At 60.2% G+C, this 14,627-nt stretch carries 12 protein-coding genes; 5 read left to right on the top strand and 7 right to left on the bottom strand.

What is annotated here, in order from left to right; translation table 11 throughout:
• Window positions 1-88: 88 nt before the first annotated feature.
• From I6L46_RS10025 to I6L46_RS10040, 4 genes are all read right to left on the bottom strand, one after another.
• The gene (locus tag I6L46_RS10025; RefSeq protein ID WP_216975306.1) at window positions 89-676 is read right to left on the bottom strand and encodes a histidine phosphatase family protein; all 588 of its coding nucleotides are present in this window, start codon (window positions 674-676) and stop codon (window positions 89-91) included.
• A gap of 154 nt (window positions 677-830) precedes the next feature.
• Window positions 831-1,484, bottom strand: coding sequence for a transcriptional regulator (locus I6L46_RS10030; protein WP_005334376.1), 654 nt, complete (start codon window positions 1,482-1,484; stop codon window positions 831-833).
• A gap of 64 nt (window positions 1,485-1,548) precedes the next feature.
• Window positions 1,549-2,838 (bottom strand): serine dehydratase subunit alpha family protein, encoded by a 1,290-nt coding sequence (locus tag I6L46_RS10035; RefSeq protein ID WP_167567622.1) that lies wholly within the window; start codon window positions 2,836-2,838, stop codon window positions 1,549-1,551.
• A gap of 22 nt (window positions 2,839-2,860) precedes the next feature.
• Window positions 2,861-3,244 (bottom strand): Rid family detoxifying hydrolase, encoded by a 384-nt coding sequence (locus tag I6L46_RS10040; RefSeq protein ID WP_005344164.1) that lies wholly within the window; start codon window positions 3,242-3,244, stop codon window positions 2,861-2,863.
• Window positions 3,245-3,495: 251 nt separating this feature from the next.
• On the opposite strand from I6L46_RS10040, the gene I6L46_RS10045 reads away from it, so the two are divergent.
• The 3 genes from I6L46_RS10045 to I6L46_RS10055 all read left to right on the top strand — a co-directional run bounded on the left by I6L46_RS10045 (window position 3,496) and on the right by I6L46_RS10055 (window position 7,556).
• The gene (locus tag I6L46_RS10045; protein ID WP_005334398.1) at window positions 3,496-4,791 is read left to right on the top strand and encodes an amino acid permease; all 1,296 of its coding nucleotides are present in this window, start codon (window positions 3,496-3,498) and stop codon (window positions 4,789-4,791) included.
• Window positions 4,792-4,994: 203 nt separating this feature from the next.
• A complete protein-coding gene (locus tag I6L46_RS10050; RefSeq protein WP_216975307.1) occupies window positions 4,995-7,001 on the top strand; it encodes a methyl-accepting chemotaxis protein in 2,007 nt (668 codons plus the stop codon).
• Between the two features lie 267 nt (window positions 7,002-7,268).
• On the top strand, window positions 7,269-7,556 hold the full coding sequence (locus I6L46_RS10055; protein ID WP_021229329.1) for a hypothetical protein: 288 nt from the start codon (window positions 7,269-7,271) through the stop codon (window positions 7,554-7,556).
• Between the two features lie 80 nt (window positions 7,557-7,636).
• Here the strand turns inward: I6L46_RS10055 and I6L46_RS10060 are convergent, their stop codons facing one another.
• Window positions 7,637-7,825 carry a hypothetical protein gene (locus I6L46_RS10060; protein ID WP_005334402.1) on the bottom strand — a complete coding sequence of 63 codons (189 nt, stop codon included), beginning with the start codon at window positions 7,823-7,825 and terminating at the stop codon, window positions 7,637-7,639.
• Window positions 7,826-8,096: 271 nt separating this feature from the next.
• The gene (gene speA / locus I6L46_RS10065; RefSeq protein ID WP_005344160.1) at window positions 8,097-9,998 is read right to left on the bottom strand and encodes a biosynthetic arginine decarboxylase; all 1,902 of its coding nucleotides are present in this window, start codon (window positions 9,996-9,998) and stop codon (window positions 8,097-8,099) included.
• A 1,014-nt stretch (window positions 9,999-11,012) separates the two neighbouring features.
• Here speA and pepT point away from each other — a divergent pair.
• Both pepT and I6L46_RS10075 read left to right on the top strand, forming a co-directional pair.
• On the top strand, window positions 11,013-12,236 hold the full coding sequence (gene pepT / locus I6L46_RS10070) for a peptidase T (RefSeq protein ID WP_216975308.1): 1,224 nt from the start codon (window positions 11,013-11,015) through the stop codon (window positions 12,234-12,236).
• Window positions 12,237-12,447: 211 nt separating this feature from the next.
• Window positions 12,448-14,157, top strand: coding sequence for a lysophospholipid acyltransferase family protein (locus I6L46_RS10075; RefSeq protein ID WP_216975309.1), 1,710 nt, complete (start codon window positions 12,448-12,450; stop codon window positions 14,155-14,157).
• Window positions 14,158-14,271: 114 nt separating this feature from the next.
• On the opposite strand, the gene I6L46_RS10080 is transcribed toward I6L46_RS10075, so the two are convergent.
• Window positions 14,272-14,580 (bottom strand): SelT/SelW/SelH family protein, encoded by a 309-nt coding sequence (locus I6L46_RS10080; RefSeq protein ID WP_005344153.1) that lies wholly within the window; start codon window positions 14,578-14,580, stop codon window positions 14,272-14,274.
• Window positions 14,581-14,627 lie beyond the last annotated feature (47 nt).

Raw genomic sequence — 14,627 nt, forward strand, 5'->3', positions numbered from 1 at the left:
TAAGGTGCTCTGATGTGTTGAACTGCGGCAAAAATGGGCATCCGAAGGTGGCCATCATGGTCCATGCCATGGTGCCACCTCATGGCAACTAGCAGGCAATGCGGGTGATGTGGCCATCCTGCAGCTTATAGAAGGCATCTTGCGGCAACTCCTGTGACCAGGTCGCCTCATAGCCGAGATCGGCATAGACGCCGCGCAGGATGGCACCGAGCAGACCGTGGGAGATAACGATGGCCCGCTCGGCGATGGCGGGATCCTGCAACCACTGGTGTGCCCGGCGCTGAATGCTCTCGAAGCTCTCGGCCCCCGGTGCCTGCAGATACCAGTCCCCCTTGCCGGTATCGAGCTCGGGGTGGGCAAGACGCAGCGCAGGTATCTGGCAGCTCTCCCACTCCCCCATGCCCAGCTCCATCAAGCGATCGTCCCAGATGATGCGATCCGCTGACAGCCCCAGCTGCTCGCACACCAGCAGCGCAGTCTGACGGGCGCGACCGAGCGGGCTGGCATAGACGGTCCAGCGGGCGGGATCCGCCAACTCGTCGGCAAGCCGCCGCCCCATGGCGATGGCTTGCGCCTCACCCTTGTCGGTCAGATCGGAGTTGCAACGCCCCTGCAGACGCTGCTCGGCATTGAAGCGAGTCTGGCCATGGCGCAGCAGATAGATGAGTCGAGACATGATTTCTCCAGCACGTTCAGAGAGATAGAAAAATAAAGGGGGAAGATGATAACAGATGAGCCCGAAGGATGGCCCAAACAGAGAGGCTGAAGCGGGCGTAAAAAACGGGTCAAGGCTGACCCGTTTGCTGCCAATTTGGCCAGAGTGTATCGGCTCAGCCCTTCTTGATCTCCCGCAGATAGCGGTAGATGGAGTGGACCGAGATCCCGAGCTGGCGCGCCGCAATCTGGGCACTGTCTTTTAACTCGAAGATCCCCATGTCGTGCAGCTGGTTGACGATGACCCGTGTCTTCTGGGATGGGGGAACAGCCTCGTTGCCGCGCACCTCGGCACTGACGGTGTCAATGGTGCTGTTGAGCGCTTCGTCGATGTTGCGGGCGAACACCTCCGGGGTGGCATGGCTCTCGTGGGGATGCATGCACTCCGGCATCATGGTCCGTAGCACGGATTGCAGCGGGGCATCCATGTCGCTGTTGATACAGAGCAACCCGATGGCTCTGTGCTCCCCGTTGCGGATCACGGTAGTGATGGAGCGCAGGGTCTTGCCGGTGGCGCACTTGGTCATGTAGGGACTGGAGATATCCTGCCCGCTCTTGAGCTTCATCATCGCCAGGTTGGTGATGGGGGCGCCGACACTGCGGCCGGTGATATGGCCGTTGGCAATCTTGACGATCGAGGGATTGCGCGCATCCAGACTGTGGAGCAGCACTTCGGTGTGCTGACCATACATGGCGGCGATGCCGTCCACAATGTTCTCCATCGACTTGAGGATCTCAAAATCGCTCGGACTCAACTCTTGCAGCTTCACAATGGGACCTTCTTGCAAGGGTTGCTGCCGGGCAATGGGTGTCAGGCAGCAACCAACAGGGACATCAGGCGGACATGATATCAATAATGGTGCTGTCTGTGGCAGACATGCCCTCCTTCACCATCTGACCGACGTTGCGGATGGTCTGATCCACGTCGCCGGCGACGATCCCCTGCCCCGACACCGAGTGGCTGTTGAGGGCCATCAGGAAGCCGCGCACCGCCGCGCCGGAGGAGGTACTCACCTTCATGGCGCAGGAGGCTTTCGCCCCGTCGCACACCATACCGGCACTGTCGCTCAGCACGTTCTGGATGGCGAAGCAGGATTGCTCGAAGCTGCCGCCCGCCAGATAGACCATGGCCATTGAGGCGGCCGCGCTGGTCACGGTATTGCCACAGAAAGCCGACAGCGGCGGATAATGGGACTTGATATAGATGGCGCCCAGATGGCTCATGATGAGGGCGCGAGCCAGCTGCTCTTCGCTGGCTGCAAAGCGCTCGGCAATCACCATCACCGGAATGGTGGCGGCAATGCCCTGGTTGCCGCTGCCGAAGTTGCTCATGGCTGGCAGGGTTGCGCCCCCCATGCGGGCATCGGAAGCGGCCGCCGTCATCATCACGATGCGGTTCATCACATCCTCGCCGATAAGACCGGCATTGATGTTCTGCTGCATGGTGCGGCCAATCTCCAGGCCATAGGGGTTGTTCATCCCCTCGGCGGAGAGCTTGCCGTTGAGCTCCGAGGCTTTGAGGATGAACCTGATCTGCTCGAACTCCACCTGAGTGGCGAACTCGTAGATGGCGGCGATGCTGATATCGACGCCATCGCAGATGGAACCGGTGGCACCGCCCTGGCTCTGATCGGCGGTGAAGGTCACCTCGCCATCGCGGCGCTGCTCGACGATGCGGGTATGACCGCCGCACAGGGTCACTTCGGCGCTGTGTTCTTCACCCTTGTCATCAGTGCCATAAACGGTCACGCGGCAGAAGATAAACTCGGGGGCGGCGGTGCGGCTCACCTGCACCTTGCCAGCATCGATCAGCTGCTGGGCACGATCCACCTGTTCTGGCTGGATCGCGGCCAGCACCTCCAGCCCGGCATCGGCGTTGCCGCCGATGGCACCGGCCGCGGCCGCAATGGCCAGACCGATCTTGCCGGTGCCCGGCACATAGACACCCATCGAGTTTTTATAGAGGTTGTCCGACACCGCAACCTCGAGGCGACCGGGCTCCCCACCCAGTTGCCGGACGGCGACCGCTGCGGCATAGGCGGCGGCGATTGGCTCGGTACAACCCAGCGCTGGTTTGACAACCTGTTGAATAATCTGCAGATACTGCTGCCACGCTTGTTTCATCACTTGAACCTTTTTATCAGCATTAACGAGCGATATGGGCGATCGCTTCCACTTCAACCTTGACGCCCATCGGCAGATCCTTCACTGCGAAGCAGCTGCGCGCCGGACAATCTTTCTGGAAATAGGCTTTATAGACCTCGTTGAACGCGGCAAAATCGCTGATCTCGGCGAGGTAGCAGGTGGTTTTGAGCACGGTATCCAGCGAGCCGCCAGCGGCTTCCAGCACGGATTTCAGGTTTTCCAGTGACTGGCGGGTCTGGGCGGCAATCCCCCCTTCCACCACACCACCCTGCTGCTTGCAGACCGGCAACTGACCGGAGGTAAAGATAAGGTCGCCATAGGCAGTGCCGTGGCTGTAGGGACCGATAGCGTCAGGTGCCGCTGCTGCTGTGATGATGCGTTTCATATAGCCACTCCTGTTTGTGCAATTTTTTTTGCAATCATGAATCTCATTTCGTTCAACATTATTTGCTTTTTATTTTATCCATTCAACAAAAAGATACAAAAATGGCGTTTAAAGGCACCTTTCGGCCTCAATATAAACCGTGATCACCATCCTGATTTGAACAAAAGTACTCTTATGGGCATTGTTTATGATAGTTTCATTCAACTATATTTGCGCCGCTTTCCCACATCCCTACAAAAAAGAAGGTTTTAATGGACGCGCATAGCACTACACTCGCCAGCCCCGTGATGGGCACGCTGGAATGGAAAGAAGCGGTTCGCTTCGACAGCACCGACTGGGGCTGGATCATCATGAGCATCGGCATGGCCATCGGCGCAGGGATCGTCTTCCTGCCGGTACAGGTGGGTCTGATGGGCTTGTGGGTTTTTCTGCTCTCGGCTGTGATCGGCTACCCCGCCATGTACATGTTCCAGCGCCTCTTTATCAACACCCTGGCCACCTCGCCGGAGTGCAAGGATTACCCCAGCGTCATCACCGGCTACCTTGGCAAGAACTGGGGTGTGCTGCTAGGCGCGCTCTACTTCGTGATGCTGGTGATCTGGGTCTTCGTCTACTCCACCGCCATCACCAATGACAGCGCCTCCTTCCTGCAGAGCTTCGGCGTCACCGACGGCCTGCTCTCCGAAAACCCGCTCTACGGTCTGGTGCTGATCTGCGGTCTGGTGGCACTGGCCTCGCGCGGCGAAAACCTGCTGTTCAAGATCTCCACCTTTATGGTGCTGACCAAGATCAGCGTGGTGGCAGTGCTCGGCCTGATGATGGTGGACAAGTGGGATGCGGCCAACATCACCGCCATGCCCGCTGCCGGTGACTGGATGAAGGATGCCATCATCATGCTGCCCTTTACCCTCACCTCCATCCTCTTTATCCAGAGCCTGAGCCCCATGGTGATCTCCTACCGCTCGCGGGAAAAGTCGCTGGAAGTGGCCCGCTTCAAGGCGATGCGCGCCATGAATATCGCCTTCGGCATCCTGTTCGTGGTGGTGTTCTTCTACGCGGTCTCCTTTACCCTTGCCATGGGCCACGATCAGGCGGTCAAAGCCTCCGAGGAGAACATCTCCGCGCTGGCCATGGTAGCCCAGGGGATGCCCGGCCAGACCCTCAAGCTCCTGAGCCTCACCCTCAACATCTTCGCGGTGATGACCGCCTACTTCGGCGTTTACCTCGGTTTCCGTGAAGCCTGTCAGGGGCTGGCAATGAACCTGCTGCGCCGCGTCATGCCGGAAAACCGCATCAACAAAGGATTGGTGGGTAAGGGCATCATGGTGTTTACCGTCATGCTCTCCTGGGGGGCCATCGTGCTCAACGCACCGGTACTGAGTTTCACCTCCATCTGCAGCCCCATCTTCGGCATGGTGGGTTGCCTCATCCCGGCCTATCTGGTCTATCAGGTACCGGCGCTGCACAAGTACAAGGGCACCTCCCTCTACATCATCATCGTCACCGGCCTGCTGCTCTGCGTCTCGCCCTTCCTGGCGTTCAACTGACGGTTGCAGGCGGATATCCCCTTATCGACCACGGGTCACCTTCGGGTGGCCCGTTTTCTATTGGCTCGGCTGACGGCGCCCCCGCCCGGAAGTAAAAAGCCAAGGGGATCACAACTTGCAACCGGCCATCACCCAAGAGAGGCCGCTCGGAGTACTATTCAGGCAACACGACTCACGCCCGCACTCAGGTATCGAGGCTTAACATGAAATGGATTTTCAACCCCGCCATCCGGCTGGGCAATCAGCTCTCTTTCAAATACAAATTTCTGCTCTGGTCCTGCCTGATGCTGCTGCCACTGGCGTACAGCATGACCAATCTGCTGGGGCAGCTGCAGGATGACAACGTCCAGGCCAACCGCGAGCTGGCGGGAGTGGTCAATCTCGCCCCCGTGCCCGCTATCGAGCAAGCCCTGCTCACCCATCGCAATCTGGTGACCCGTCACGCCCATGAGGTGGATCCGGTCGGTGATGATCAGGTCAAGGCAGCCGCACAAGCCGTTGATCAGAGCCTGCAAGCCTTTGCCGACACCCGCCAGAACACCCCCTCCTTTGAGGTGATCCAGCAGGGCTGGGCCGCCCTGCAGAGTGAAGCGGGCAAGCTGGAAGTGGAGCAGAGCAACCTGCGCCACGACAAGCTGCTGACCGAGGTGCGCCACCTCTACAAGCACATTACTGCCAGTAGCAGCCTGATCCAGGATCCGGCGCTCGGTACCTACTACATGGTGATCCTCGCCAGCGAGCGGTTGCCGCAGCTGCGCGACCTGCTGGCTCAGGTGCGGGATCGCGCCGCCACCATCGCCGATTTCGGCCTGTTTCAGGCAGAGGGCTACAGCGGCCTGCGTTTTCGTCTCGACCTGATCAGCGCCACTCTGCAGGAACTGGAGGCCGATCTGACTCTGCTCTACCAGATTGAACCGGCCTACCGCGCCGAGCTGGGTCAGCAGACCGATGCTCTGATACAGCTGGTGCGTCAGGGGGTCGAGACCATGGAAAACAAGATGATGAAGGATCAGCTGGTGCAGCTCTCCACCAAGGAGGTGCAGGCACTGGGGGATAAGATGGACGAGGCTATCACCGCGCTGGCAGGCCAGGTACGCCAGCGGCTGGAGGCCGACCTGCATCAGCGGCTGACCGCCAACCAACGCCACTTCTGGTGGGTCACAGCGCCGCTGACCGCCAGCTTGCTGCTCTACCTCTACCTGATGATCGGCGCCTATCTCTCCCTGCGCGACACCGTAGGGCGGGTGCGTGATATTGCCGCCCGGGTCAACGCCCAGGATCTCAGCCAGCATATCGAAATCGTCGGTCAGGACGAGCTGGCCGCCATCAGCCGGGATTACAACGTGACCCTGGAGACCCTGCGCACCCTGATGTTGCGAGTGCGGGAAAATGGCGTCACAGTAGTGGAGAGCGCTACCGAGATCGAAGCGCGCACCTGCCGCTCGCAGGAGGTCATTGCCGATCAGCAAGGGGAGACCCATCAGGTCGCTACCGCCATCAAGGAGCTGGCCGCCACCTCACAAGACATGGCGGGCAACGCCCTGCAAGCCGCCCGCATGACCCAGGAGGCGCAGAACGTGGTCGGTCAGGGCGAGGATGTGGTGGAACGCACCATCAAGGCAATCGACCATATCAACCGCGAGGTGCTGCGTACCGCCGACACCATCGGCCAACTGGAGCAGCAGTGCAGCCAGATTGGCGGCGTCATCAGCGTGATCCGCGGCATCGCCGAACAGACCAACCTGCTGGCCCTCAACGCCGCCATCGAAGCGGCCCGGGCCGGTGAGCAGGGTCGCGGCTTTGCGGTGGTGGCCGACGAGGTGCGATCTCTTGCCAACCGCACCCAAGGGGCTACCGTCGAGATCCAGCAGATGATTGAACAGCTGCAATCCGGCGCCCGCGCCTCGGTCACCGCCATGTCGGCGGCCAGCCATGAAGCGCAGGAGGGGGTCGGGCTGGCGCAGGAGGCAAAACAGGCTTTCGGCGCCATCACCGAGAAGGTGGATCGAATGGTCGATACCAATGCCATCATCGCCAGCGCCATCGAGCAGCAGGGCGCCGTGGTCAACGAGATCGAACGCAACGTGGTGCGCATCTCCGATGGCAGCGACGAGGCGCTGCAAGTGGCCAACGCCGCCCGCGATGCCGCCCGCCAGATCCACCAGCTCACCGAACAGCTGCGCGCCATGGTACAGAGCTTCGTGCTGTAACATAGCGCTGACAAGCCGGGCTCAACGTGAGCCCGGCATTATCCCGGTCTCGCATCTCCCGACAACATCTAGGTTGAGCGGATCATTCAGAAAATCGCAGCTCCCACTTGCCGGGCAAACGCCAACAAAGTAGTCTCGAACGAAAACAAAATGCGGCATTCCCGACACGCACTCTCGATGATGTCGAGGGAAACCAAGCCACCTGCGAGCCACAGATTAAAACCAGCGTCACGTCATCTATCACCCGCTTCAAGCGAGGATTTACCCATGGCCAGATACCAGTTTTTTACCATTCCGGCGTCCAATCGGCAGCAATACACCTTTATCGACATGGCATCTCCGACTTTTCTGAGTGAAAAGGCGGCACTGCTGACCCAAGGATTCGAGGTGGAGGAGGACTTTATTGACGCGACCAGTCCACGGGAGGCCGTCGAGAAGTACCAATCCAATTTTCTCTATGTGGCGGATGAGATAGGCAAGTCCGATAGCAGCTACGCCGCGGCCGTCGCCATGCTGGAGATTGGCAAGGGGTTATTGGGCAATAAAACACGCTGAGATAAGGTACAGCAGTGAAGAGTGGTGGCCATCGTGGCAACGCGCCCGATGGCCATATGGCAAGACATCAATTCGGTAAGTCAGAAGCGCCCCAGCTGCTGGAGCATCTCGATCAGCTCCTCTTCGCTGCTCGGCTCATAGGCTAGCTGAAGGCTCGGCGCGGCGCCCCCCATCAGCATGTAGACGTTGGTGCTGCAGTGGTCGTAGTGATACCACTTACCGTCGATACAGACGTCGGTATAGCATCTAGGATCCCTTTTCAGTTCCATATGCACATCCTTTTGTTACATCCCATCAACATCACTCCTGACCGTAAAATAACCACCGAGGTTCACGCTTGATGCAGATCAAGGGAAACAGCTGAAAGGGACTGATATCAGCCAGATCTGTGGCCTGCGGATGCCTTGAGCCCGCATCGGTTATCCGAATGAAGATGGGCCGAGTGCCCCGTCATATCGCCGGATGGCCCCCGGTAACAAAAACGGCGCCCGCAGGCGCCGTTTTTGATTTTCCCTCAAAAGCGAGGGGCAAACAGAAGGCTTATTCGTCTTCCAGATAGGCGTAGCCTTGCAGGCCCAGCTCCAGCTCGTCGAGCAGGGCTTTGCGAGTGGCATCGTCCAGCGCTGGGTGAGCGGCGATCCGCTGGTAGTTTTCGCGGATCACGGACGGGTCGATGTTGACGTAACGCAGCAGCTGGTCGACGGTGTCGCCGCGCACCACGTTGCGAATGTCCATCTTGCCCTCTTCGTCCAGCCACACTTCCGCGCAGTGGGTGTCACCAAACAGGTTGTGCAGATCCCCCAGGATCTCCTGATAGGCACCGACCAGGAAGAAGCCGACGTGGCACTCTTCGTTCTCGCCGTAGACCGGCATCGGCAGGGTGCTCTCGACCCCCAGACCGTCGACATAGTGCTCGACCTGACCGTCGGAGTCACAGGTGATATCCATCAGGATACCGCGACGGCTAAGCGGACGATCGAGACCCGCCAGCGGCATCACCGGAAATACCTGACCGATACCCCAGGCATCCGGCAGAGACTGGAACAGGGAGAAGTTGGCAAAGCACTTGTCCGCCAGCTTTTCACTCAGCTCGTCAGCCAGCGCACGGTGGTTGCGGTTGACCGGATTGAGCATCTCTTTGAGTGCCAGACAGGTGTTCTGGTGCAGCATCTCGGCCCAGGCACGCTGTTCAAGGTTCAAGAGGCCCATGGTGTACTGGGTATTCACGTCACCCAGATCGGCTACCGAGTCATGGAAGATCTCCAGCAGGGAGGGATCTTCGCTGCGCAGATCCAGCCAGCCTTTCCACATGTTCTGCAGAATGGTCGGTGCATCTTCGTCCGGCGCGCTGATGTCGTTCATCTCCACCCCTTCGGCACCAATGATATTGGTGACCAGCACGGCGTGGTGGGCGGTCAGGGCACGGCCAGACTCGCTGATGATGGTCGGGTGCGGCAGATCGAACTCGCGGCAGACATCGCCGATGCCCCATACCACGTTGTTGGCGTACTCGGAGAGGCTGTAGTTGGCGGAGCAGTGGCTCTGGGAACGGGTTCCCTCGTAATCCACGCCCAGGCCGCCACCGACGTCCACGACTTCGATGTTGGCACCGAGGCGACGCAGTTCAGCGTAGAAACGGCCGCACTCGCGGATGCCGCCCTGAATGTCGCGGATATTGGCGATCTGGGAGCCCAGATGGAAGTGCAGCAGTTGCAGGCAATCCAGCTTGCCCAACCCGCGCAGACGCTCGATCAGCGCCAGGATCTGGGAGGCGGAGAGACCAAATTTGGACATGGAGCCGCCGCTCGATTCCCACATGCCGGAGCCGGTGGAAGCGAGCTTGGCCCGCACCCCGATGTTGGGCTTGATGTTGAGACGAGCTGACTCGTCCAGCACCATCTCCAGCTCGGAGGGCTTCTCCACCACGATGTAGACCTTGTGGCCCATCAGGTTGCCCAGGAGGGCGTGGCGGATATATTCGCGGTCTTTGTAACCGTTGCAGACGATCACCGAGCCTTGCTCATGGTGATGGGACAGCACGGCCAGCAGTTCCGGTTTGGAACCAGCTTCCAGGCCAAGCCGGGGCTTGTCGCTGTAGGACTGGCTGATGGTCTCGATGACACGACGCTGCTGGTTTACCTTGATCGGGTAAACGCAGAGGTAGTCCCCTTCATAGCCAGACTTTTCGATGGCCTGACCAAAGGCGTTGAACAGCGCATCGACCCGACTCTTGAGAATGTCGGGGAAGCGCAGCAACACGGGGGTGGTCAGCCCGGACTGACGCAACTGTTCGATGGCGTCAGAGAGCACAATATGCGCGTCAGGGCGTGATTTGTCGGGGGCGACGGTCACATGACCGGCGTCATTGATATTGAAAAAACCCGCACCCCAGTAGGGAACGTTGTAGACCTTCAAGGAGTCCTTGCTGGACCAGTTAGTCATGGGCTATGCCTCGCAAATGAGCGACCCAAAGTCGCCTTCGTTACCCTCAATCACATCCAGACCATCTAGTGCAGAGTACGGCGAGCGCTGCCATCACGAGACGCAGCCACCCAAACCAACCCTTTGCACATCGCGGCAAGCCAGAGGCTGCCTGGTGGATCTTGGGGAAGTAACGAGTCTTGATGTGGGGCTGGTGGCTTTACATCAAGCTCAACGGTATGCGGTGCCACTATGCCGTGGCGCCGCGGTACTTTGATGACAGACGACATCAGCCACGCCGTCAGTTCATCATTCGGCAGCGATCCCGACAGAAGGAGAGGGTTCCAAGGAAGAGAAGCGAAGGCGCCAGCACGCATGCGTGTTGATAGACGACAACAACCACAGCCCACCTCACCGTCAGTGACCGCCCATGACAAGGGAAGATGATGAGCCGGTGGCCCACTCGGTCAAATGAAGGATGAGAGTCTGTTGTTCTCCCTGATACCGGAGCCTAACCGGTATTAAAGAAACCATTCCCCAGCAGTGTCTGTCGTTTCTGCGTGCCTCGCCCTATAGGCGTATGATCGGTCGGGTTTCTGGCGGCTCTGCCTGCTTCAGGGTTACCCTTGGATCGGCGCGGAGTGTACACACTTACCGCGGGCAGTGACAATAAAAAATAGTGTTCAAAATCCCCTTTTAATAAGTCGATCAAATCTTGCTGGCGGGCAGGCGGGCTCTGGGATGGCGCAGGTTATGCGACAGTCCGGTTTCCTCTTGAAAAGTGTGTGAAAACGCCATGATTGGGCTGACGCCTTGCTGTGCGGTCGCTGAGGGAAATTTGGTCGCCACCGCCAGCGCCTAAATATCGTAATAAATGCAAATTTTATGCGATCTCCCTCCCGGACGTTGCCCCGCGCGCCGCACATTCGCCGCTCTTCCCTTGCGTCAAAAAATGGGAAAAACCTGCGCTGACGCAATGAGTGCCCCGCACGGATTGGCCACAATGACCGCTCACAATCGGTTAGAGGCTGACTAATGGATACCCTGCTTGAGCGTTTTCTGCGTTACGTAACTTTTCATACCCGCTCCGATGAGACCAATCCAGCCTGCCCCAGCAGCGAAGGCCAGCTGATCTTTGCCCGTGCCCTGCAAGAAGAGATGAAGGCGCTGGGGCTTAGCCAGGTCACCCTGGATGAACACGGCTACCTCACCGGCTGCCTGCCGGGCAACCAGCCGGACGCCCCCGCTATCGGCCTGATTGCCCACATGGACACCGCCGACTACGAGGCGGAGCACGTAGTACCGCAAATCATCGAAAACTATCAGGGCGGCGACATCTGCCTTGGCAAGGGTGACGAGGTGCTCGCCATCCGTGACTACCGCTTCCTGAAAAACTATCTGGGTCAGGACCTCATCACCACCGACGGCACCACCTTGCTTGGCGCCGACGACAAGGCGGGTATCGCCGAGATCCTCACTGCCATCGACCACCTGCAGGCCCACCCCGAGATCCCGCGCGGCGATATCTGGGTCGGCTTTACCCCGGATGAAGAGATTGGCCGTGGCGCCAACCTGTTCCCGCTGGAGAGATTCCCGGCCAGGTGGGCCTATACCGTGGATGGCGGCGAACTGGGCGAGCTGGAGTATGAAAACTTCAACGCCGCCAGCGCCACGGTGCGTTTTATCGGCAATAACGTCCACCCCGGCACCGCCAAGGGCAGCATGATCAACAGCCAGACCCTGGCCGCCCGCTTCCACGCCGCCATGCCTGCCGAGCAGACCCCGGAGTGCACCGACGGGTATGAGGGCTTCTTCCATCTGGCCCAGATGAGCGGCACCGTGGAGGAGAGCACCCTCCACTACATCATCCGTGACTTCGACGACGAGCACTTCGCCGCGCGCAAGGCCGAGATGCAGAGCCGGGCGGCCGCCCTGCAGGCCGAGTATCCGAAGGCCCGCATCGAGCTGACCCTGACCGACAGCTATCGCAACATGCGCAGCCAGATTGAGCCGCACATGCATATCGTCGAGCTGGCCAAGGCCGCCATGGAGGCCGCCGACGTGGTGCCGAAAATCAAGCCCATTCGCGGCGGTACCGATGGTGCCCGCCTCTCCTTTATGGGCCTGCCCTGCCCCAACCTCTTCACCGGTGGCCACAACTTCCACGGCAAGCACGAGTTCATCCCGCTGCAATCCATGGAGAAATCAGTCGCCACCCTGGTGGAGCTGGTGCGCCTCACTGCAGCCTGGCGCGGTTAATCGGTAGCTGTCATTACCACGACCATCAAGGGGGGAGCCGGTTAACCGACTCCCCCCTTGCTATCTGGCCATCACCCATCAGGAAAGGGAAACCGGGGAGAGTCTCTCAGGAGCTACTGGCTGCCGCTGCCATCAAACTGTCATCCCGCTGACATGTCGCGGGAACAGTGTCACATCATGCTGGGAGCAACGGATCGCCGGAGCCCTCCAGATGTTCACTATCGATACCCTGCTGACCCAGCACTTCCCCCGCCTGCTTGGCTACCCCCTGCTCACCCCGCTGTTAAAGCGGCTGCTGGGCTGGCTGCTCAACGAGCAGGCCTTTGCCGACTTTGCCACCCGCTACCCGCACCTGCGCGGCCTCGACTTTGTCGAGCAGGCGCTGACCCAGCTCGATTTCGACTATCGGGTCAGCGAGGCGCAGCTGGAGCATATTCCCGCCAGCGGCCGGGTCATTCTTGTCGCCAACCACCCCATCGGCTCGCTGGACGGACTGGCGCTGCTACAACTGCTCGGTCGCATCCGCCCCGATGTGAAGATCGTCGCCAACCAGCTGCTGGCCCAGCTCGCGCCGCTGCGCTCTCTGCTATTGCCGGTAGACAATATGGAGGGCAAGACCGATCGACAGGCCATCCTCGCCATGAACGAACACCTCGCCCATGAAGGGGCGCTGGTGATCTTCCCCGCAGGTGAAGTCTCGCGGCTTGGCCTCAAGGGGGTGAAAGATGGCCCCTGGCAGGCAGGCTTTATCAAGCTGGCCAAGCGCACCCGCACCCCGCTGGTGCCCATCCATCTGGGAGGGCGCAACAGCCTCTGGTTCTATCTCGCCTCCTGGCTCAACAAGCCCGCCTCCGCCCTGTTGCTGGTGCGCCAGCTGTTTCGCCAGCAGGGGCAGACCCTGCCGGTGACCATAGGAGCGCGCATTCCACTCGGCAGTTTTCAGGATCTGCCCGCCAAGACGGCGGCGCGGCTGGTGCGCAACCACCTCTACCGGATTGGCCGTGGCAAGGCGGGGCGCCTGCAGACCGAGGCCCCCATCGCCCTGCCGGAGGATCGTCGCCAGCTCAAACAGGCCATCGAAAGCTGCGAACAGCTCGGCACCACCCCGGATGGTCAGGGGATCTACCTCTACCGCCGCCACGAACTGAGCCACTCGGTGATCCTGCGCGAGCTGGGGCGACTGCGGGAGATCGCCTTTCGCGCTGTGGGGGAAGGGTCTGGCAAGCGGCGGGATCTCGATGGCTTTGACAACGACTATCACCACCTGATCCTCTGGGATCCGGCCCGGCTCGACATTATCGGCGCCTACCGCTTTGCCCCAGTGGCGGAGCTGCTGGCCAGCAAGGGGAAGGATGGCCTCTACAGCCACACCCTGTTCGGCTTTGAAGAGAAGCTGCTGCCGCGGCTGGAGCTCGCCATCGAGCTTGGCCGCAGCTTTATCCAGCCCGCCTACTGGGGCAAGCGAGGGCTCGATTATCTCTGGTTCGGCATCGGTGCCTATCTGGCCCGCTATCCCCGCTACCGCTACCTGTTTGGCCCGGTGTCGCTCTCCGGCAGCCTGCCGCCGGCGGCCAAGGATCTGCTGGTGAGCTTCTACCGCGAGCACTTTGCCCCCGAGCTGGCGCTGGCCCCCTCCCGCCGTCCCTACCCCGAGACGCAACCTCTGTTCGAGGGGGTGGATTACGGCGCCGACCTCAAAGCACTCAAGGCCCGCCTCGACAATCTGGGCTGCGCCATCCCCACCCTCTACAAGCAGTATTCCGAGCTGTGCGAACCGGGCGGAGTGCAGTTTATGGACTTTGGCATCGACCCCGACTTCAACCACTGCATCGACGGGCTGGTGTGGGTGGATGTGAGCCGCATCAAGCCCCACAAGCGGGCCCGCTATATCGGCAGCCATCTGGCCGAGCCGCGCTTATAGCCCTGCAGGCGCCAGGCAAATAGCCAAAGGCAAAAAAGGAGAGAGAGGCCATCGCCTCCCTCTCCTTTCGTTTTCATGCTCAGTACCTTTTCGAGGCGCTCGGCCCATCAGGCGTTACTCGGCCGCCTTGCGATCCGAGTGGCCGAGATCCCGCTCAGGAGCGATGACATCGCGCACCCGCTGCTTGATCTCCTTGGCCTCGGGGAAACCGTCATCGACCACCCGATCCCACACCTGCACCCCGTTCACCAGAATGCGGAACTCCCCCTTGCTGGCCGGCACCAGCGCCACCTCCCCCAGATCGCTGTCAAAGGTGGAGAGCAGCTCCTGCGCCAGCCAGGCAGCGCGCAGCATCCAGCGACAGAGGGTGCAGTAGCGGATTTCGATGCGGGGTTTGCTGATCAGGGTTTCAGACTCGGTCATGAGTGACTCCATAAAAAAGCGACAATGGCGGGAAATGGCGTACTGCC

This window comes from Aeromonas sp. FDAARGOS 1416, from assembly GCF_019048085.1.
GTDB lineage: Bacteria > Pseudomonadota > Gammaproteobacteria > Enterobacterales > Aeromonadaceae > Aeromonas > Aeromonas veronii.